The organism is Kitasatospora sp. NPDC001539 (assembly GCF_040298565.1).
Lineage (GTDB): Bacteria > Actinomycetota > Actinomycetes > Streptomycetales > Streptomycetaceae > Kitasatospora.
This window is the reverse complement of record NZ_JBEPAK010000009.1, coordinates 46,473-65,953: the sequence shown is the minus strand read 5'-3', so window position 1 is coordinate 65,953 and position 19,481 is coordinate 46,473. Positions and strand designations below refer to the sequence as shown.

Genomic DNA, 19,481 nt, shown 5'->3' with positions numbered 1-19,481 from the left:
CAAACTCGTCGACGCCGCCCGCGGCCACGCCGCCATGGTCACCCTCGCCCCCGAACTCCCCGGCGGCCTCGACTCCGTGCGCATGCTCACCGACCTCGGCGTCATCGCCGCCGTCGGCCACACCGACGCCGACTACACCGCCACCCTCGAAGCCATCGACGCCGGCGCCACCGTCGCCACCCACCTGTTCAACGCCATGCCCGCCATCGCCCACCGCGCCCCCGGACCGATCGTCGCCCTCCTGCAGGACGAACGGGTCACCGTCGAACTGATCAACGACGGCGTGCACCTGCACCCCTCCGTCCTCGACCTCGCCTACCGCACCGCCGGCCCCTCCCGGGTCGCCCTGATCACCGACGCCATGGGCGCCGCCGGCATGGGCGACGGCCTCTACCCCCTCGGCCCCCTCCAGGTCGAGGTCAAGAACGGCGTCGCCCGGCTCGTCGAGGGCGGCTCGATCGCCGGCTCCACCCTCACCCTGGACGTCGCCTTCAAACGCGCCGTCACCGTCAACGACCTGACCCTCCACCAGGCCGTCGAGTCGCTCTCCACCACCCCGGCCCGACTGCTCGGCCTCACCGACTCGATCGGCTCCCTGGAGACCGGCAAGCTCGCCGACCTCGTCGTGCTCGACTCCACCAGCTACGACCTGCTCGCCGTCATGCGCCGCGGCCGGTGGGTCCGCGGCGGCGACCGCTTCACCACCACCACCGAATCCGCCTGAGAAGACGACGACGGCCGCCCTCCCCCGCAGGGGACGGGCGGCCGCGTCGCGTCGCGCACCGGGCTCAGCTGCTCGGGTCCACCGTGATCTGGTCGATCAGGATCGGCCCCGAGGGCACGGTGAGGGTGACGGAGTTCGACCCCGCCTGGAACTGCGGCAGTATCCAGGTGGTGTACCAGGACGTGGCCGGGTCCTTGCCCGGCGAGTAGTTCCGGAAGGTCAGCCCGCTCGGCCAGTCCTTGCCGTTCACCGCCGCCGCGCCCTTCACGTCCGCGCCGGCGTTGTTGTAGTGCACCGTCAGCTTGTACGTCCCGGCCGCCGGGACGTCGCCCGTCCACGTCACCGAGCCGCCCTGCTGGAGCGTCAGGTAGCTGCCGTCGGCGGACTTGGCGCCCTTGACGGTGTTGCCGGAGGGCGCGTTCTGCGCCTGCAACTGGCCCGCGTCCACGGTGGACGGGCCGGTGGAGGCACTCGCCGAGGGCGAGGACGTGCCGGTGGTGGCGGTGCTCGCCGGGGTGCTGGGGGCCGGCGGGGCGGAGGTCGTGGTGCCGCCCTTGGCGGTCTTGTCGCCGTCCGGGTCGCCCGTGGAGAGCGCGATCCCCGCCCCGATGGCGATCGCCGCGACCACGGCGACCGCGCCGATCACCGCGCCCTTGCTCCGACCGCTGCTCGGGCGCTCCTCACCCGGCTGCGGCCGGGAGTGCTCGGCGTAGCGGGCCTGCGGTGCCTGCTGGGTGTGCTGGCCGTGCTGCGGCGGCACGCCCGGCCGGCCGTACGGGCCGCCCTGCGGGGGCATCCCGGGCTGGCCGTACGGGGGCTGCTGCTGGGCCATCGGCGGCGCCGCCTGTTGGTAGGGCTGGCCGTACTGCGCACGCCCGACCTCCATCGGCCGGTTGTACGACGTCCGGGGGACCCCTTGCTGCGGCTCGGCCGGCTGGCCGGTGGAGCCGTCGGCCGGGCGGTAGAGGTAGCCGAACGGGTCGTCGTCCTGCGGGGCACCGCCCCCCTGGCCCTCGGACACTCCGTTGTCGCCGGCGGTCGTCACGGTGGTCTGCTCCCCCATCCGTTGCGCGCCGCCGGGCTGCGGGCGGCGCAGATCATGGACGCTGTCGTACGCGGAACCCTACCTGCCGTAGCGGACAGCCGGAAAAGAGGCCTTGACAACTCTCCGGTAACCTGCGCCGCGCAGGATGCTCGGCACCCGATCGATCCGGCGGTCCGACCCGCCCCGAGCGGTCCGACCTGCTCCGACCGCTCTGGTCGGCCTCCGACTCATCCGTCCGGCCTCCGGCTGATCCGACCGGCCCCGACCGGCGCCCGCGGCCCTGCGTCAGCCCGCCCGCCGGTGCGAGCGCTCCCCGCGCGCCCCGCGCACCGCCCCGCCCCGGGCCCGCTTCTCGTCGTACATCCGTTCGTCGGCGGTGTGCAGCACCTCCTCGATGCTCATCCCGCAGCCGGCCCAGCCGATCCCCAGGCTCACGCCCACGCGCATCGCCCGTCCGTCGATCCGCATCGGCGGGATGATCGCGTTGCGCAGCCGGTGCGCGAGGTCCTTGGCCTCCTCGCGGCCGATGCCGTCGGCCAGCACCACGAACTCGTCGCCGCCCAGCCGGGCGACCGTGTCACCGTCCCGGACCGCCCCGCTCAGCCGCCGGGCCACCTCGACCAGCACCGCGTCGCCGGCGTTGTGCCCGAACCGGTCGTTGATCGACTTGAAGCCGTCCAGGTCGCAGAAGAGCACCGCGAGCCCCTTCTCCACCGGGGCCACCGGGCCGGAGCGGAACGCGGCCGACCAGGCGTCGCCGGTCGGCCCGTACTCGGCCGGGACCACGGCGTGCACGTGCTCCCCGTAACCGGGGCCCAGCCCGGGCAGCAGACCGCCGCCCTCGGCCGGCTGGTAGCCGTGCGCCGGCCCGGCGTACGGGTCCACCCCCTCCAGGCCGTCGTACGCCGCGTGCGCGCTGTACGAGTCGGCCGGGTAGCCGTACGGGGACGGGTAGCCGGCCTCGCCGGACCCGGCGGGACCGACCGGGGCGACCGGCTGCGGCTCGGAGCAGAGCCGGCGGCCCAGCCGGGCCTTGAGCTCGGCACCGTTGGGCAGGCCGGTCAGGGCGTCGTGGCTGGCCCGGTGGGCGAGCTGGAGCTCGTGGCGCTTGCGGTCCTCGATGTCCTCGACGTGGGTGAGCAGGAAGCTCGGGCCCTCGGCCGCGTCCGCCACGATCGAGTTGCGCAGGCAGACCCACTGGTAGCCGCCGTCCCGCCGGGACAGCCGCAGTTCCGCCCGGCCGCTCTCGGCGCTGGTGCGTTCCAGCAGCGCCCGGTCGTCCGGGTGGACGAGGTCGGCGAAGCTCTGCTGGCGCAGGACGGCGCGGGGGCGGCCGAGCAGTCGACAGAGCGCGTCGTTGACCCTGGTCAGCTGGCCGCGCCCGGCGCCGTGCAGTTCGGTGATGGCCATCCCGCTGGGCGCGTACTCGAAGGCCTGGCGGAAGCTCTCCTCGCTGGCCCGCAGCGCCTGCTGCTCCTTCTCCAGCCGGGCCAGCGCGCGCTGCATCTCGGCCCGCAGCCGGGCGTTGCCGATCGCGATGGAGGCCTGGAGCGAGAACATCTCCAGCGCCTCGCGGGTCCACGCCCCGGGCCGCTTGCCGCTGCGCGGGCGGTCCACCGAGAGGACGCCGAGCAGGTCGCCGCCGGCGCTGTACATCGGGGCGAGCAAGCCGTCGGCGGGGTGCCAGTCGTTGGCGTAGACGGGCAGCGGGCCGTCCCCGATCCAGCGCGGGATGTCGCTGGCGACGGCCCAGCCGCGGTCGTACGGCAGGAAGCGCAGGGTGCCCCAGTGGTCGCTCACGCCGAGCAGCCGGTCCCAGGACTCGCGCGATCCGACCTGCCCGAGCAGCACCGAGGGCCCGCCCATCGGGCTCTCCTCCAGCTCCCAGACGGCCGCCACCACGAGGTCGCCGTCCGGCCGGACGAGGCTCACCGCGGCGGCGTCGAAGCCGAGTCCGTGCACCGCGCCCTCGACGACGGCCTGCAGCGTGCCCGCCAGGCTGCGGGCAGCGTTGAGGTCCGCCACGACCCGGTGCAAGGTGCGGAGGGTCGCGAGACGGACGTACGGCTCCGACTCGGCTTCCATGCGGGGGCTCCCCGGCTGCTTCGGATAGTTCTTGATTGGTTATCGTCCGATTGCCAGAAGAACTGAATCACAGGGAGCACAGCGTTCGGCACGCTCGGTCAGCAATAGGACGTCACTTGTGACTTAAATCACACGGCACTAATGCGCCCTTAATCAGTTCATTCCCCCATAGCGGGACAAAAGGCGTTATCGGTACATTTCCGGTGGTCGGCCGGGTCGGCCCCGCACTGGAGCCCGGTACGCCCACCGGTCCCCCGGCATCACCCCTGGGAGTGAGCCCGCCCACGGCCCGGCAGGCCCGCGCCGGTGGTCCTACGACCACGGTCCGATGCCGTTTCCCGCGGCCGCCAGCTACCGTGCGGTACGTGTACCCGTCCTCGCAGCCCGAAGCTGCTCCCCACGCCACGCCCGACGAGTTCCGGGCAGCACTCTCCCAGCTCGCCGCCGGCGTGAGCCTGGTGACCGTCAACGACCCGGAGGACGGGGAGGACGTCGGCATGACCGCGACGTCCTTCCTCTCCGTGTCGCTGGAGCCGCCGCTGGTGCTGATCTCGGTCCGCGAGGACTCCCGGATGGACGAGGTGCTCGCCCGGGCCGACACCTGGGCGGTCTCGGTGCTGGCGGAGGGGCAGAAGACGCTCGGCTCGCGCTTCGCCATGAAGGGCCGGCTCAGCGACCGGCTGCTGTTCGCGGACACCCCGCACCACCGCGGCCCGCAGAGCGGCGCCCCCCTGATCGAGGGCGCGCTGGCCACCGTCGAGTGCCGCACCGAACAGCGGATATCCGCGGGCGACCACACGCTGCTGATCGGCCGCGTCCTCGAAGCCCTCGTCCCCGAACCCGGCGGCCGCCCGCTGCTCTACTTCCGCGGCGGCTACCGCAGTCTCGGCTGAGCCGGCCCCGAGCCGGTCCCCGAGCCGCTCCCCGAGCGGATCACCGATCCGGCTCTCGGCCGGACAGGCCTACTGGTCCTGCCGCGGCGCCCGCCGCCCCTGCTTCAGTTCGGAGCGGTGCCGCTTGTTCTCCAGCCGCCGCTGGACCATCCCCCGGCTCGGGCGGGTCGCCCGCCGGGCCTTCGGCGGCGGCGCGCAGGCCTCGGTCAGCAGCGCCGCCAGGCGGGCCGCGGCCGCCTCCCGGTTGCGCCACTGCGAGCGGTACTCGGAGGCCTGCACCACCAGCACCCGGCCGTCCACCAGCCGGTGCGCGAGCCGCTCCAGGGCACGCTGGCGCCACACCTCGGGCAGCGCCCTGGAGACCGCCAGGTCGAAGCGCAGCTCGACCTTGGAGTCGGAGGTGTTGACGTGCTGGCCACCGGGGCCGGAGGAACGCGAGAAGCGCCAGACGAGCTCGGCGTCGGGGACGACCACCGACCCCCGTACGCGGATGGGCTCGGGCATGCGCCCATCATCCCGCGCCCGCCCCGCCCGGTCACCCGGTTATCCGCACCCACCGCGAACCCCGACAATGGCCTACGTGATCGAGCTCGGCTACTCCCTCTCCAACCGCTTCCCCGACCCCCCGCAGACCGACTACCGCACCGCCCCCGTGCGCTCCCTGCGGTACGACCTGTTCTGCGGCGACGTCTACCTGGACGCCGAGGGCGCCGAGCTCTCCACCCGCTGGGGCTGGGTGCCCGTGCTGGACTTCGCCTGGGCGCTGTGCGACATCGTCGAGCAGCTCGACCGCGACCCGGACGGCTCCCGCGCCGCCCGGGTGCAGACCGCCGACCTCGACTTCACCCAGAACACCGAGTTGCTGCGCTTCGCCCGCCGCTTCAACTGGGTGGAGATCACCGCCACCTGGCTGCGGGACGAGCCGCCCGCCGTGGTGCGCCACAGCGAGCTGCGCCGGGAGGCCCGGGACTTCCTCCAGGACACCCTCGCCGACCTGTTCGACATGCACCCCGACCTGGCCGACAACCCGAACATCTGGTCGCTGCAGGGCCGGTTCCCGCGGATCTGACCCGGCGACGGATCGCCCGGTTGGTCAGCCTTTTGATTTTCCTTTGTCCGCGTTTGGCACCCGCCGAGAATTCACGGACCCGGTGGAACCAAGCACCCCGGGGATTGCGTTGTCCCGGGAAAAGCGATCGAAGGGACTGCAATCGCCATGCCAGTGAGCCTCTCCAAGGGTGGCAACGTCTCGCTGACCAAGGAGGCCCCCGGCCTGTCCGCGGTGAGCGTCGGCCTGGGCTGGGACGTCCGCACCACGACCGGCGCCGAGTTCGACCTCGACGCCAGCGCGATCGTCCTGAACGCGGACGGCAAGGTGCTGTCCAACGCGCACTTCGTCTTCTTCAACAACACCAGCACCCCGGACGCCACCGTCGTCCACACCGGTGACAACCGCACCGGCGAGGGCGCGGGGGACGACGAGACGATCAACGTCAACCTGGCCGGCCTGCCCGCCGAGGCCGCCAAGATCACCTTCCCGGTCACCATCTACGACGGCGTCGCCCGCGGCCAGAACTTCGGCCAGGTGCGCAACGCCTACATCCGCGTGGTGAACGCCGCCGGCGGCGCCGAGATCGCCCGCTACGACCTCTCCGAGGACGCCGCCACCGAGACCGCGATGATCTTCGGCGAGCTCTACCGCAACGGCGGCGAGTGGAAGTTCCGCGCCGTCGGCCAGGGCTACGCCTCCGGCCTGGCCGGCATCGCCCAGGACTTCGGCGTCCAGCTCTGACGCACCCCCGGGCGGTCCGGCCGACCGCTCGAAGCCCGCGGCGCGGGACGTCGGACGGTCCGACGTCCCGCGCCGCGGGCCTTTCCGCCCCTGCTCAGCGCGAGGCGCGCAGGTGCGGCAGCTCGATCAGCTCGGTCTCGTCCTCCGGCGTCAGGTCCACCACGGTCGGCTCGGCCTGCTCCGGCCCGTCGGCCGCCGGCGCGGCCTGGGCGGGCCGGGCCTGCTGCGCCTCGGCCTTCGCCTTGGCGGCGACCGCCTCGTCACCCACCACGTCCGCCAGGTCGGTGCGGTCCTCCAGCTCGGCGATGCTGTCCACCGCCGGCGCCGGAGCGACCGCCCGTACCGGCGCGCCCGAGCCGCGGCCGAAGAAGCTGAAGCCCTGTCCGCGCGCCTGGCCGGACTGCGCCGGGCGCGGCCGCTGCCGCTCGACCGGCACCGGTGCCACGGCCGGGACGCTCGGCGTGCCGCCGAGCTGGCCGACCGTCGCGGTCAGCGCCGGACGCAGCGGCGTCGGCTGCACCGCGGTCGGCCGCGCCGAAGCCTGGACCGCCGAGGACTGCACCCCCGAGGACTGGATCGCCGAGGACTGGACCGCCGAGGACTGGGCCGTAGGCGCCTGCGCCGGGGTCGGCACCGAGGGCGCGATCGGAGCGGGCACGGACACCGGCTTGGCCGCCGCACCCGCCGCGCCCACCGAAGCCACCGGAGCCGCCGGAGCCGCCGGCCCGGCCTGGGCCCCGGGAGCCGCGGCGGCGCCCGGGCCGGTCTGCGACACCGTCGCGGACGCCCGCAGCGCGACCTCCGCACCGGCCGTACGCGCCCGCCGCGCCTCCTGCTCCGCGGCCCGCCGCTCGAGCAGCCGCAGCACCGAGGCCGCGCGGACGAACGCGGCCGGGCTGGCCGGGTACTTGGGACGGCTCGCGGCGAGCGCCCGCTGGGCCGCCTCGGCCTCCTTGAGCGCCTGCTCGGCCACGGTCACGGCCCGCTCCCGCAGCAGCCGGGCGATCTCGGTCTCGGCCTTCGCCAGCCGCGACTTCTCCGCCGTCAGCCGCCGCCCGAACCGGGTGGCCCGCTCCTCGGCGACCTCGGCCGCGTACTCGGCCTCGGCCAGTTGCTCCTCGAAGCGCTCCTCGGCCCGCAGCCGCTGCGCGGCGGACAGCTCGGCGGCGGCCCGGGCCGCCTTGTCCCGTTGGCGCAGCAGCAGGGCGAATCCGAGCACCGCGATCAGCGCCGCGATGCCCACCGAGCGCACCAGGACGGTGTCCTGACTGAACAGCAGAGCGGCCAGTGCGGCGACCAGCAGTACGCCGGCGGCGGTGGGGGGAACGACCCGGCTGAGGACGGAGGAATGACGGTGGCGTCCGCGAGACATGCCAAGAAACTAGCGTGCGAATTGGGGCCGTGTCAGCCCAGGGTCCTCTTCCGCCCTTGACAGGGTGCCGTTTTTACCGCACGTGCCCGGCTTTTCACTCAAGATCACGACAAGGGGGCTGCTCAGCGCGCTCGCGGCAGTGCGGCCCGCTGACCTCCCGGCGACCAGCCCGACGCCCGCCGCCGCGACCGGCGACCGACGCCACTACCGGCGACCGACCCGGCGGCTCGCCGCCCGCCGCCCGCCTCAGCGGTGCGAGGCCGCCGGACCGCTCGGGTCGTCGTGGTTCTCCGGCAGCTTGCACACGTGCTGGAGCCAGAGCGCCGCCGCGATCACCGCGGCCCCCGCCAGCACGGCCAGCCCGGCGGTGACCGCCTGGTCCTTGCGGGCCGCCACGTCCAGCTCCCCGAGCAGGTAGATCCCGGCCCCCGCGTAGATCCCGGTGACCACCGAGGACACCAGCGCGCTGGCCTGCCCCAGCACCACCGCGCGGGCCGCCAGCAGCGGGTCGACCCGCTTCGCGCCGGGCTGCCGCTCGCGCACCGCCTTCAGCCGGGACCGCAGCGAGATCGTGGTCGCCAGCAGGATCACCGCCACCGCCGCCAGCACCACCGGCGCCGCGGCCGGCACGGCCGGCAGCGTGTCCAGGGAGGCCCACAGCTTGGAGCCGGCCCAGGACAGCGCCGTCGTCGCGGCGGTGATGCCGATCAACAGGCGGAGGCGAAGCAGCTTCACTCGGAGCAGGTCCTTCCCGGGGTACCAGAGCCGGCCGACCGGCCGGGGGCCGGCGCGGAGGCGTCAGGCCACCGTACCGGGCGCGGCCGGACGGACATCTACTCGTACGGCCGGGGCCCCCGGCCGAGTTCCCCGGCCCGCCCGGCCGACCGGCGGCGGGCCGGTCCCGGGGCTACTCCGGCAGCGTCAGCCGGATGTCCTTGCGCCGCCGCACGCCCTGCGCCTCCGGGCCGCCGAGCGCCTCCAGGAGCGCGGCGACCTGCCCGTGCCCGGGCACCTCGGCCTCGGGCTGGGCGTCCAGCCACGGGGCGAGCACGAAGACCCGCTCGTGCGAGCGCGGGTGCGGCAGCACCAGCTGCGGGTCGTCACTGACCACGCCCTCGTAGGCCAGGATGTCGACGTCCAGGGTGCGGGGGCCCCAGCGGACCTCCCGGACCCGGCCGAAGGCGTCCTCGATCGCGTTGCCGCGCTCCAGCAGGTCCCGCGGCGGCAGCGAGGTGCGCAGCACGACGACCGCGTTGTAGTAGTTGGGCTGTTCCTCCGGGCCGCCGACGGCCTCGGTCTCGTAGACCGCCGAGACGGCCTTGATCTTCAGCCCCGGGGTGTCGGCGAGCGCGTCGACGGCACCCTGCAGGGTCTCCAGCCGGTTGCCCAGGTTGCTGCCCAGCGCGATCACCGCGCAGCGCTGGCCGTGCAGCGTGGTGTCGGCGGAGTCCACCCGGCTCTCCAGGTCGAACGCGTTCGGCTCGGCGGTCGGGTCACTGCTGCTCATCGAAGAAATCCCTCTGCATCGGATACCGGGCACGCGGTGGGGGTCATGTGCGGCCCCGGTGGATGGTCACGGTCACGTCGTCGAACGGCACGGTGATCGGGGCGTCCGGCTTGTGCACGGTGACCTCGACCTCCTCGACCGCGTCGTGCTTCAGGCACTGGTCGGCGATGCGCTGGGCCAGGGTCTCGATCAGGTCGACCGGCTCCCCGGCGATGATCGCGGTGACCTCCTCGGCCACGATGCCGTAGTGCGCGGTGCGGGTGAGGTCGTCTCCGGACGCGGCGGGGCGGGTGTCCAGGTACAGCACGAGGTCGACCACGAAGGTCTGGCCCTCGACGCGCTCGCGCTCGAAGACGCCGTGGTGGCCCCGGGCTCGCAGCCCCCGCAGGGTGACGCGGTCCAGCAAACGAATCACTGCTCCCAGTCGGACGGGCCCCGCCCTGGAAGGCACGGACGGGCAGGGCGAAGGCGGGCAGCACGCCCGCCACTCCGTTTCGAATCTACCCGCGAGCGCGGACAACGCCTGACCGTCCTACCCGGCACGAACCGTCGCCACGCACGCCGATCCGGCGATTGACGTGAACGTCGGACGCCCACTCGGGAATTCCCCGGTGACGGTTCGGCGCCGCTATCGCGCGACCGCCGCCGTCATTCCTCGTCGTCCTCGTCGCCGCTGGTCAGAACGGGTGAACCGTGGTGCGACCAGAGCTTCCACCCGGCCGGGGTACGGCGGAACAGATTGCTGGAGACGACCTTTCCGCCGACCAGCGGACCGAGTTCCCCCTCCTCCTCCGCCTCACCGCCGGAGAGGATGTTCTCGGTGCACGTGACAAGGGCCACATCGCCGTGGACCTCGGCCTCGACATCGGTCAGGAAGAACTGGATGTACTCCGTGTTCATCATGATCAACATGTAGGAGCGGGTCACCTGCGCCCGCCCGCGCAGCACCGGCCAGCCGGGGTGCACGCACACCACGCCGCCCTTGTCGTCGGCGTGCTCGGGCCCCAGCCAGGCCTCCTCGACCGCCTCGACGTCCCCCCGCTCCAGCGCCTCGTAGAACGCCCGGTTCGCCGCGAGCACCGCCTCCAGGTCCACCTCGTGGGCCTTTCCGGCCGTACCGCCGCTCAACCTGCCGTCACCTGTCACAGACCCTCCCTCACCCCAGCCGCGCCGCGCGCTGCCAGGCCGCGACCACGCGGACGGCGTCCGCCGTACCCGACACGTCGTGCACCCGCACCGCCCAGGCTCCGGCCTGGGCGGACAGCACCGAGACCGCGGCGGTCGCGTCGTCCCGCTCACGGGCCGGGCGCAGCTCCCCGGTTTCCGGGTCGGCGAGCAGCGTACCCAGGAACCGCTTGCGCGAAGCGGCGACGAGCACGGGACGGCCGAGCGCGGTGAGCGCGTCCAGCCGGCCGAGCAGCGCCCAGTTGTGCTCGGGGGTCTTGGCGAAGCCGAGCCCCGGGTCGAGGATCAGCTGGTCCTCCTTGACCCCGGCGGCCAGCAGCGCGTCGATCCGGTCGGTCAGCTCGGCGACCACGTCCCGCACCACGTCGTCGTAGACGGCGAGCCGGTCCATGTCGGCGGACTGCCCGCGCCAGTGCATCACCACGAAGGGCACGCCGGTCCCGGCGACCACCCGGCCCATCGCCGGGTCGGCGAGGCCGCCGGAGACGTCGTTGACGATCGCCGCGCCGGCCTCGACGGCCCGCTCGGCGACCGAGGCCCGCATGGTGTCGACGGACACCACCACCCCGGCGGCGGAGAGCTCGCGCACCACGGGCAGCACCCGGCGCAGCTCCTCCTCCTCGGGCACCCGCTGCGAGCCGGGCCTAGTCGACTCGCCGCCGACGTCCACCAGGTCCGCGCCGCGGGCGCGCAGCGCGAGTCCGTGCGCGATCGCCTTCGCGGGGTCGAACCAGAGCCCGCCGTCCGAGAAGGAGTCGGGCGTGACGTTGACCACGCCCATCACGGCACAGCGGCCGAGCCGCGGCAGACCGGGCGGCAACGGGAAGGACGGCGCATCGCTCATGCTCCCCATTATCGAACGGGGCCCCCGCCGAGCGTTCTCGGCGGGGGCCCCGGGCGGTGCCGAGCGGCCTCAGGCGGCCTCGGTCACCTCGCGGCTCGACGGGACGGGCATCAGGCCCTCGCGCTGGCGCTTGCGGCCGAAGCGCGGCATGCCCAGGGTGATGAAGGCCTCCGCCTGCATCGCGGCGAAGCCGATCCGCGGCAGGTCCCGGGTGTTCGGGAAGACCAGGAAGCGCGGCTCCCACTCCGGCTGGAACTTGGCGTTGAACTTGTACAGCGACTCGATCTGGAACCAGCGGGACAGGAAGACCAGCAGTCCGCGCCAGGCGCGCAGCACCGGGCCGGCGCCGATCCGCTCACCGCGGGCCAGTGCCGAGCGGAACATCGCGAAGTTGAGCGACACCCGGCGCACGCCCATGTCGGGCACCGCCTGGAGGGCCGCGACGATCAGCAGCTCGTTCAGGCCCGGGTCGGCGGCGCGGTCGCGGCGCATCAGCTCCAGCGAGATGCCGTCCGGGCCCCAGGGCACGAAGTGCAGCACGGCCTTCAGGTCGTCGCCGCCCTCGCCCTCCTCCGGCGCCTTGTGCGCGGTGACCACCACGCAGTCGTCGTCCAGCGGGTCGCCGAAGCGGCCCAGGGCCATCGAGAAGCCGCGCTCGGTGTCGGTGCCGCGCCAGCGGGCGGCGGCGTCGGCGATCCGGTACTTCTCGTCCGGGGTGAGCTCGGAGACCCGGCGCACCTTGCAGGAGTAGCCGTTGCGCTCGATCCGCTTGACCATCTGGCGGACGTTGCGCATGGCGCGGCCGGACAGCGAGAAGGTCGAGGTGTCGACGATCGCCTCGTCGCCCAGCTCCAGTGCGTCCAGGCCCGCCTCGCGGGTCCACACCTCGCCGCCGACCTCGCTGCAGCCCATCACCGCCGGCACCCAGGCGTGCTCGCGGGCCTCGGCCATGAACACCTTGATCGCGCCCGGCCAGGCCTCGACGTCGCCCACCGGGTCCCCGGAGGCGAGCATCACGCCGGAGACCACCCGGTAGGAGATCGCGGCCTTGCCGGTGGGCGAGAACAGCACGCTCTTGTCGCGGCGCAGCGCGAAGTAGCCGAGCGAGTCGCGTTCGCCGTGGCGCTTGAGCAGCTCGCGGACCTTCTCCTCGTCCTCGGCGCTGAGCTCCGGCTTCGGCTTGCCGGGGCGCAGCGCCAGGTAGGCGGTGGTGAAGGCGGTCAGCAGCCCGAGGCCGCCGAGCAGGTAGGCGACCAGGTCGGACATCCGCACGTTGGTGTAGCGGATCGGGCCCTCGAAGCCGAACAGCCCGTACCCGACGTGCTCCAGGCGCTCGGTGAGGCCGGGGTGGCCGACCTCGTACTTGGTCCGGGTGCTCACGATCAGCAGGCCGAGCAGCACGCTGAGGGTGCCCATCACGACCAGGTTGACCAGCGCGCGCCAGCGGGTGCGCGGGTCGGCCTTGGCGTAGAACTCGCGCTGGTGCAGCAGCATCACGACCCAGACCGCCAGCGAGACGACCGCCGGGCCGACCTGGTGCCAGCGCACGATGTGCAGCGCCGCGCCGACCGGCAGCAGCACGCAGACCGCGCGCCAGGCCCGCCGCTTGCGGCGGCGCAGCGCGTGGGCCAGCGGCACCAGCAGGATGCCGACCATCAGGGTGCCGACCGCGGCCAGGCTGGTGGTGCCGCCCGGCAGCTGCCCGGCGAAGGTGTGCATCTTGGTGTGCCGGAGCTTGGGGAACACCGCGCTGGCGATGTCCACCAGCCCGATCAGCAGGCAGGCGTAGCCGACCGCGCCCGGGAGCCAGGCCCTCGGGACGGCGGCCGCCTGGTTGCGCAGCGTCTGCAGACCACGCCGACGGCGCGGCGGCTGCTCGGGGCTCGGCTCAACGGACACGGGAACGCTCATGGAAGCTCAGGGTAGAGGCTGCGGGGCGGTGTCCGGTCACTCCGGGGGAGCACGTGTGATGGACCTTCATGCCTATTCCTTCATCAGGCCATGCGCATACCAAGGATCCGGAAACGGTAGGTAAACCGGGTGCCCTGGATGCGCTGCGGTTGAGCCGGGGGTGGGAGCCGGGACCCGCCGCCGCGTGGCGGGTCGGGGCCCTCCGGTGCGCGTTACGTACGGTGGACGCCGCATTCTAGGGTGCCGGTTGCCCCCGGTCTCCGCCCGCCCTCCCGGCCCACCCGGGCGCCCGGTCGGCCTAGCAGCGGTGGCCCGGCCTGACGGGCCGCCAGACGATGAAGCCTGCTCCGACAGTGTCCCACCGGAAGGCCGACGGCATGGAACTGACCAGCGACGCGCTGGTGAACTCGCTGCTCGCACTCGGTGCCGCGGCTCTCGTCACCACCCTGTGGATCTGGCCCCGGCTGGCCAAGCAGCGCCCGCTGCCGGTGCTCGGCCGGATCGGCCTGCTGACCGTCGTTCAGGTGTCGATCCTCGCCGTGCTGGCGCTCTCGGTGAACAACTCCTTCGGGTTCTACACCTCCTGGGACGACCTGCTCAGTCCCGGCGGCGCCAAGCTCGCGCTGGCGAGCAACGAGAACCACAAGGGCGGCACCCCGGTCTCCGACGACCTGATCCAGCCGACCACCGAGGGCGGGCTGGAGACCGTCACCAACCTGCCGAAGGGCGCGCCGGAGGAGGTCGGCAAGGTCGAGTCGGTGCGGGTCAACGGCAAGGAGACCGGCTTCTCCGACCAGATGTTCGTCTACCTGCCGCCCGAGTACTTCGACCCGAAGTTCGCCCTGGTCCGCTTCCCCGTCCTGGTGGCACTGGCCGGCTACCCGGGCACCACCCTGAACCTGCTCAAGGAACTGCCGCTGGTGCAGACGGCGGCCGAGCTGCAGCGTTCCGGCAAGATGCCGCCGACCGTCCTGGTGATGGCCCGCCCGGCGGTGGTCCCGTCCCGGGACACCGAGTGCGTGGACGTCCCGGGCGGCCCGAAGACGGAGAGCTGGTTCGTCAAGGACCTGCCCCAGGCCCTGCACAGCACCTACCGGCTCGGCCGCTCGGCCGGATCCTGGGGCCTGTTCGGCTACTCCACCGGCGGCAGCTGCGCGATGCGGCTGGCGATGCGCTTCCCGAACGTCTACGGCAACGCCGCCGGCCTGCACGGCGACTTCGCGGTGCGCCAGGACAACTACACCGGCGGCGACCTCTTCAACGGCGACAAGGCGCTGACCCAGCAGCACGACCTCGGCTGGCGGCTGCAGAACCTCCCGGTGCCGCCGCTGAACCTGCTGGTGGTCTCCACCCGCAAGGAGGGCGACTACCCGCAGACCGTCCAGTTCGTCGACCAGGCCACCCAGGCGGCCGCCGCCAACCCGCAGTTCAAGGTCGAGTCGCTCTACCTGGACGACGGCGGCCACAACTTCGACAGCTGGACCCGGGAGCTGCCCGCCTCGCTCGAATGGCTGGGCACCCACCTCGGCTGAGGCGTGCGGGTGATTACCCGCCGGTCGGCCCGACCGTCCGGCGGTTCGGGGGAACGTATCGCGGCCGCCCGCCGGACACCCGGCGGGCGCCGCCCCGGATGCGCGCAGGAGGCGCCGTGCTGAGCACCCGCTCGCTCTTCGACGAGATCTACCGGAACGACCAGGCGTACCAGCTGTTCTGCAGCATCGCGGCCGGCGGCGAGGACCAGGGCGGGTGGGAGAACGAGCGGATCACCGCCCTCACCCAGGACCCGGTCCTCGCGCCGAAGGTCGCCCGGCACGGCGCGGACGAACGCAAGCACGGCCGGATCTTCGCCCAGCTGCTGAACAAGCGCGGCCTGCCCAAGGTGCCCGTCCCTGAGGAGGCCGACTACTGCATGCTGCTGGAGCGCCAGGGCGTCGGCCTCTCCCACGAGCGGCTGAAGAGCGACGTCCCGCTGAGCGACCGGGAGATCATCGTCTACCTCGCGCACAGCCGGGTCACCGAGCAGCGCGCCGCCGAGCAGATGCGCCAGCTGGTCAAGGTGTACGGGGACAACCCGGACCTCGGCCGGGCGATGCGGATGATCTCCGCCGACGAGGACAACCACCTCGCATACTGCCACGAGGAGCTGCTGCGGCTGAAGGACGCGGGCCACGGCCCGTACATCCGGCACACCCTGGAGGCCACCGCCCGGGGCGAGATCCGCACCCACCGGGACGTCGGTCTCGCGGTCACCGCCCGGATGGCGCGGATCCTGGGCTGGCCGCGCTGGCAGCTCGCCCTGGTCACCCTGGGGGTGCACGCGCTGTACCTGTACGACCGCGTCCTCGGCTGGCGCCGGATGGTCACCCTGCGGATGCCCGAGCGCCGCAACGCGCTGGGCACCCCGGCCCCGCCGCACGCGGAGCACGAGGTGCTCTGAGCCGCCGCACCGGCGGCCGCGCCCACGGGCCGCCCGGCTACCGGCTACCGGCTACCGGCTACCGGCTACCGGCTACCGGCTACCGGCCGATGATCAGGCTCATCGCCTCGGCCCGGCTCGCCGGGTCGCGCAGCTGGCCGCGCACGCAGGAGGTGATGGTCTTGGCGCCGGGCTTGCGGATGCCGCGCATCGACATGCACATGTGTTCGCACTCGACCACGACGATCGCCCCGCGCGGCTCCAGGATCCGCATCAGCGCGTCGGCGACCTGGCTGGTCAGCCGCTCCTGCACCTGCGGGCGGCGGGCGTAGACGTCGACCAGCCGGGCCAGCTTGGACAGGCCGGTGATCTTGCCGCTGGCGGACGGGATGTACCCGACGTGCGCCACCCCGCGGAACGGCACCAGGTGGTGCTCGCAGACCGAGGTCAGCTCGATGTCCTTGACCAGCACCATCTCGTCGTGGCCGAGGTCGAAGGTGGTGGTCAGGACGTCCTCGGGCTCCTGCCACAGGCCCGCGAATATCTCCTTGTAGGCCCGCGCCACCCGGGCCGGGGTCTCCAGCAGGCCCTCGCGGTCCGGGTCCTCCCCCACGGCGAGCAGCAGCTCGCGGATGGCGTTCTCGGCCCGCTTCTGGTCGAAGGTGCCGACGGCGACAGGGCCGTCGAGCGTCACCGGGTCGATCATGCGGGCCTCGCTTACGTGTGGGAAGACTCTGGCTGAACAGCACGGATGCCGCGCCTCCAGGGTACAAACCCTGGTGACGCGGCATCCATTCCCCCGGGGAACCGGGCCCGGCTCCGGGCGGTCAGCCCTCGGTCGGCGGCTCGGCGGCCGGCAGCGGCGGGAGCTTCACGACGTCCACCGGAGCGGTGTCGGTCGCGGCGGCGCCGTTGGTGAGCGCCAGCTCCTTCGGCGACTGGACCGGCGGCCGGGTGGACGGCGTGCGACGGGTGGAACCCGTCCAGGCCGGCCGGGCCGGGCGCTTGACCACGGGGGCGAAGATCTCGGCGATCTGCTCCTTGTTCAGGGTCTCCTTCTCCAGGAGTTCCAGAACCAGGTTGTCGAGCACGTCGCGGTTCTCGACCAGGATCTCCCAGGCCTCGTTGTGCGCGCTCTCGATGAGCTTCTTCACCTCTTCGTCGACCAGCGCGGCGACCTCTTCCGAGTAGTCGCGCTGGTGACCCATCTCGCGGCCCAGGAACGGCTCCGAGTTGTCGGTGCCGAACTTGATCGCACCCAGGCGCTCGGTCATGCCGTACTGGGTGACCATGGCCCGCGCGGTGGCGGTGGCCTTCTCGATGTCGTTCGAGGCGCCGGTGGTCGGGTCGTGGAAGACCAGCTCCTCCGCCGCGCGCCCGCCCAGCATGTACGCCAGCTGGTCGAGCATCTCGTTGCGGGTGGTGGAGTACTTGTCCTCGTCCGGCAGCACCATGGTGTAGCCGAGGGCCCGGCCGCGGGACAGGATGGTGATCTTGTGCACCGGGTCGCTGTACTGGCAGGCCGCCGCGACCAGGGCGTGACCGCCCTCGTGGTACGCGGTGATCTTCTTCTCCTTGTCGGACATGATCCGCGTGCGCTTCTGCGGACCGGCCACGACGCGGTCGATCGCCTCGTCCAGGATGCCGTTGTCGATCAGCTTCTTGTCCGAGCGGGCGGTCAGCAGCGCGGCCTCGTTGAGCACGTTCGAGAGGTCGGCGCCGGTGAAGCCGGGGGTGCGCTTGGCGACGGCCGACAGGTCGACGTCGGGCGCGATCGGCTTGCCCTTCTGGTGCACCTTGAGGATGTCCAGGCGGCCCTGGAGGTCCGGGCGCTCCACCGCGATCTGGCGGTCGAAGCGGCCCGGGCGCAGCAGCGCCGGGTCCAGGATGTCGGGCCGGTTGGTCGCCGCGATCAGGATCACGCCGCCCTTGACGTCGAAGCCGTCCATCTCGACCAGCAGCTGGTTGAGGGTCTGCTCGCGCTCGTCGTGGCCACCGCCGAGGCCCGCGCCGCGGTGCCGGCCGACGGCGTCGATCTCGTCGACGAAGACGATCGCCGGGGCGTTCGCCTTGGCCTGCTCGAACAGGTCGCGGACCCGGCTGGCACCGACACCGACGAACATCTCGACGAAGTCGGAGCCGGAGATCGAGTAGAACGGCACCCCGGCCTCGCCCGCGACGGCACGCGCCAGCAGGGTCTTGCCGGTCCCGGGCGGGCCGTAGAGCAGCACGCCCTTGGGGATCTTGGCGCCGACGGCCTGGAACTTGGCCGGCTCCTGCAGGAACTCCTTGATCTCGTGGAGCTCCTCGACCGCCTCGTCGGCGCCCGCGACGTCGGCGAAGGTGGTCTTCGGGGTGTCCTTGGTGAGCAGCTTGGCCTTGGACTTGCCGAACTGCATGACGCGCGAGCCGCCGCCCTGCATCTGGTTCATCAGGAACAGGAAGACCAGGACGATGATCACGATCGGCAGCATCGACAGCAGCAGGCTGACGAAGGTGCTCTGCTTCTCCGGGCTGACGGTGTAGCCCTCGGCGAGCGTGTTCGAGTCCTTGTCGTTGATCTGGGCCTGGAGCTTGTCGGCGATCGCGACACCCTGGTCGCCGATGTACGAGGCCTGGAACTTGGTGCCGGACGGGGCCTTGCCCGTACCGGCCGCGGACAGCGTGGCGCCGTCCTTCAGCTGGATCTTGATCGTGTTCGAGTCACCGGTGGTGATCTGCGCCGACTTGACGTTGTGCGCGTCGATCGCCGCGACCACCTGACCGGTGTCCACCGTCTTGTAGCCGTTCGAGTCCGAAACGACCTGCATCAGTACGATGACGGCGAGGACGGCCAGCACGATCCACATGATCGGCGCACGGAAGTATCGCTTGACGTCCATCCATGCGGGGCGTTGCCGCCCCGTCCCTCCTGCCACTCAACGGCGCCGGGAGGCGGGGGGCCTCGGCGCATCCGGGTCGGTGCTCATGTGAAGAGCGGTTTATTGGACCGTACCGCAGTCGGACCCGCCCATGGCGGGAGCGCGGCGACACGGCCGTCGTTCTTTGTCCCCCCGGTCCAACGGGCGGGAACCACCTACTGTTCCCGCCCGTAGCCCGAACGGGCCTCAGCCGCCGTAGACGTGCGGGGCGAGGGTCCCGATGAAGGGGAGGTTACGCAGCTTCTCCGCGTAGTCCAGCCCGTAGCCGACCACGAACTCGTTCGGGATGTCGAAGCCGACGTACTTCACGTCGATCTCGACCTTGGCGGCGTCCGGCTTGCGCAGCAGGGTGCAGACCTCGAGCGAGGCCGGGCCGCGCGACCCCAGGTTGCCCAGCAGCCAGGACAGCGTCAGACCGGAGTCGATGATGTCCTCGACGATCAGGACGTCGCGGCCCGCGATGTCGGTGTCCAGGTCCTTCAGGATGCGCACCACGCCCGAGGACTTGGTGCCCATGCCGTACGAGGAGACCGCCATCCAGTCCATGGTGACCTGCGAGTGCAGGGCGCGGGCGAGGTCGGCCATGACCATCACGGCCCCCTTGAGGACGCCGACGATCAGCAGGTCCTTGCCTGCGTAGTCCCGGTCGATCCGCTCGGCCAGCTCCAGGAGCTTGGCGTCGATCTCGTCCTTGCTGATGAGCACCTTTGCGAGGTCAGCGCCCATGTCGTTCTGGTCCACCGGGGATACGTCCTCAAACGTTCGGGGTCTGTGTGGCCGGCGGCC

The 19,481-nt window shown here is 72.5% G+C and carries 19 protein-coding genes; 6 read left to right on the top strand and 13 right to left on the bottom strand.

Annotated features, from left to right (window positions below; all coding sequences use genetic code 11):
- On the top strand, positions 1–724 hold a 724-nt coding region (locus tag ABT247_RS03865; RefSeq protein ID WP_350737417.1), incomplete at its 5' end, for an N-acetylglucosamine-6-phosphate deacetylase.
- Positions 725–788: 64 nt separating this feature from the next.
- Here ABT247_RS03865 and ABT247_RS03860 read toward each other — a convergent pair.
- Together ABT247_RS03860 and ABT247_RS03855 are read right to left on the bottom strand one after the other, a co-directional pair.
- Positions 789–1,769, bottom strand: coding sequence for a carbohydrate-binding protein (locus ABT247_RS03860; RefSeq protein WP_350737414.1), 981 nt, complete (start codon positions 1,767–1,769; stop codon positions 789–791).
- A gap of 285 nt (positions 1,770–2,054) precedes the next feature.
- On the bottom strand, positions 2,055–3,854 hold the full coding sequence (locus ABT247_RS03855; RefSeq protein WP_350737411.1) for a GGDEF domain-containing protein: 1,800 nt from the start codon (positions 3,852–3,854) through the stop codon (positions 2,055–2,057).
- Between the two features lie 356 nt (positions 3,855–4,210).
- On the opposite strand from ABT247_RS03855, the gene ABT247_RS03850 reads away from it, so the two are divergent.
- A complete protein-coding gene (locus tag ABT247_RS03850) occupies positions 4,211–4,747 on the top strand; it encodes a flavin reductase family protein (RefSeq protein ID WP_350737408.1) in 537 nt (178 codons plus the stop codon).
- 69 nt (positions 4,748–4,816) lie between these two features.
- Here ABT247_RS03850 and arfB read toward each other — a convergent pair whose 3' ends face one another.
- Entirely contained in the window at positions 4,817–5,251 is a 435-nt protein-coding gene (arfB, locus tag ABT247_RS03845) for an alternative ribosome rescue aminoacyl-tRNA hydrolase ArfB (RefSeq protein ID WP_350737405.1), read from the bottom strand.
- A gap of 67 nt (positions 5,252–5,318) precedes the next feature.
- Here arfB and ABT247_RS03840 point away from each other — a divergent pair, with 67 nt between their 5' ends.
- The gene (locus tag ABT247_RS03840) at positions 5,319–5,816 is read left to right on the top strand and encodes a hypothetical protein (protein WP_392902693.1); all 498 of its coding nucleotides are present in this window, start codon (positions 5,319–5,321) and stop codon (positions 5,814–5,816) included.
- 147 nt (positions 5,817–5,963) lie between these two features.
- The gene (locus ABT247_RS03835) at positions 5,964–6,539 is read left to right on the top strand and encodes a TerD family protein (protein ID WP_350737400.1); all 576 of its coding nucleotides are present in this window, start codon (positions 5,964–5,966) and stop codon (positions 6,537–6,539) included.
- A 94-nt stretch (positions 6,540–6,633) separates the two neighbouring features.
- Here ABT247_RS03835 and ABT247_RS03830 read toward each other — a convergent pair whose 3' ends face one another.
- The 7 genes from ABT247_RS03830 to ABT247_RS03800 all read right to left on the bottom strand — a co-directional run bounded on the left by ABT247_RS03830 (position 6,634) and on the right by ABT247_RS03800 (position 13,358).
- A complete protein-coding gene (locus ABT247_RS03830; RefSeq protein WP_350737397.1) occupies positions 6,634–7,911 on the bottom strand; it encodes a hypothetical protein in 1,278 nt (425 codons plus the stop codon).
- Between the two features lie 246 nt (positions 7,912–8,157).
- On the bottom strand, positions 8,158–8,646 hold the full coding sequence (locus tag ABT247_RS03825; protein WP_350737394.1) for a DUF3180 domain-containing protein: 489 nt from the start codon (positions 8,644–8,646) through the stop codon (positions 8,158–8,160).
- Between the two features lie 172 nt (positions 8,647–8,818).
- The gene (gene folK, locus ABT247_RS03820) at positions 8,819–9,418 is read right to left on the bottom strand and encodes a 2-amino-4-hydroxy-6-hydroxymethyldihydropteridine diphosphokinase (protein ID WP_350737391.1); all 600 of its coding nucleotides are present in this window, start codon (positions 9,416–9,418) and stop codon (positions 8,819–8,821) included.
- A 43-nt stretch (positions 9,419–9,461) separates the two neighbouring features.
- A complete protein-coding gene (folB, locus tag ABT247_RS03815) occupies positions 9,462–9,821 on the bottom strand; it encodes a dihydroneopterin aldolase (protein WP_350737429.1) in 360 nt (119 codons plus the stop codon).
- A gap of 245 nt (positions 9,822–10,066) precedes the next feature.
- Complete coding sequence (locus tag ABT247_RS03810) at positions 10,067–10,546, bottom strand: nuclear transport factor 2 family protein (RefSeq protein ID WP_350737389.1); 480 nt, start codon at positions 10,544–10,546, stop codon at positions 10,067–10,069.
- Positions 10,547–10,574: 28 nt separating this feature from the next.
- A complete protein-coding gene (folP, locus tag ABT247_RS03805; protein ID WP_392902686.1) occupies positions 10,575–11,456 on the bottom strand; it encodes a dihydropteroate synthase in 882 nt (293 codons plus the stop codon).
- 60 nt (positions 11,457–11,516) lie between these two features.
- Positions 11,517–13,358: a phosphatidylglycerol lysyltransferase domain-containing protein gene (locus tag ABT247_RS03800; protein WP_350737383.1), complete on the bottom strand. Its 1,842-nt coding sequence runs from the start codon at positions 13,356–13,358 to the stop codon at positions 11,517–11,519.
- A 377-nt stretch (positions 13,359–13,735) separates the two neighbouring features.
- Between ABT247_RS03800 and ABT247_RS03795 the strand changes: the two genes are divergently transcribed.
- Both ABT247_RS03795 and ABT247_RS03790 read left to right on the top strand, forming a co-directional pair.
- The gene (locus tag ABT247_RS03795; RefSeq protein WP_350737380.1) at positions 13,736–14,890 is read left to right on the top strand and encodes an alpha/beta hydrolase; all 1,155 of its coding nucleotides are present in this window, start codon (positions 13,736–13,738) and stop codon (positions 14,888–14,890) included.
- 116 nt (positions 14,891–15,006) lie between these two features.
- On the top strand, positions 15,007–15,795 hold the full coding sequence (locus ABT247_RS03790) for a ferritin-like domain-containing protein (protein WP_350737377.1): 789 nt from the start codon (positions 15,007–15,009) through the stop codon (positions 15,793–15,795).
- 79 nt (positions 15,796–15,874) lie between these two features.
- Here the strand turns inward: ABT247_RS03790 and folE are convergent, their stop codons facing one another.
- From folE to hpt, 3 genes are all read right to left on the bottom strand, one after another.
- Positions 15,875–16,480 (bottom strand): GTP cyclohydrolase I FolE, encoded by a 606-nt coding sequence (folE, locus tag ABT247_RS03785; RefSeq protein ID WP_350737374.1) that lies wholly within the window; start codon positions 16,478–16,480, stop codon positions 15,875–15,877.
- A 121-nt stretch (positions 16,481–16,601) separates the two neighbouring features.
- On the bottom strand, positions 16,602–18,656 hold the full coding sequence (ftsH, locus tag ABT247_RS03780) for an ATP-dependent zinc metalloprotease FtsH (protein WP_350737371.1): 2,055 nt from the start codon (positions 18,654–18,656) through the stop codon (positions 16,602–16,604).
- A 225-nt stretch (positions 18,657–18,881) separates the two neighbouring features.
- Positions 18,882–19,436 carry a hypoxanthine phosphoribosyltransferase gene (gene hpt / locus ABT247_RS03775; protein ID WP_030059589.1) on the bottom strand — a complete coding sequence of 185 codons (555 nt, stop codon included), beginning with the start codon at positions 19,434–19,436 and terminating at the stop codon, positions 18,882–18,884.
- Positions 19,437–19,481: the final 45 nt, after the last annotated feature.